This is a genomic window from Escherichia sp. KCJ4928 (genome assembly GCF_004352695.1).
Lineage (GTDB): Bacteria > Pseudomonadota > Gammaproteobacteria > Enterobacterales > Enterobacteriaceae > ECMA0423.
Genome location: NZ_SJWV01000662.1, coordinates 1 through 350, shown reverse-complemented (window position 1 = coordinate 350; position 350 = coordinate 1). Strand labels below are relative to the sequence as shown.

Annotated in this window: 1 protein-coding gene; it reads right to left on the bottom strand. The window is 62.9% G+C overall.

Translation table 11 applies throughout. The annotated features are described in order from the left end of the window. On the bottom strand, positions 1-342 hold a 342-nt coding region (locus tag E0D98_RS26140; RefSeq protein WP_205713044.1), incomplete at its 3' end, for a C40 family peptidase. Positions 343-350 lie beyond the last annotated feature (8 nt).

Below are 350 nucleotides of genomic sequence, written 5' to 3'. Positions count from 1 at the left end.
AAAGCGCCGTCCGGTCAGGTGCGGCACACAGCGGAACCGGTGAATTTCACCCCGACAGACCAGCCACCAGGGCAGGGCACTCTTTATCTGCAGCCGCCGGTCCGCCTCGCTCAGCCAGGGCAGACCACCGGGATGACTGTGGACCAGCGCCACAATCTCCCCCTGCATCTGTGCCTGCAGCCAGTCTTCCGGTGCAATACGAAAATACGCCTCCGGCTCTGCAGAGATATTCACGCAGGGCTGGTACCGTTCGCCCTCCGGGGTGCTTATCACGAAGCCGCACGACTCCGCTGGCGCACACCGCCGGGCATGCGCCAGAATCGCTGATTCAGTCTGTGTCATAAAACGGG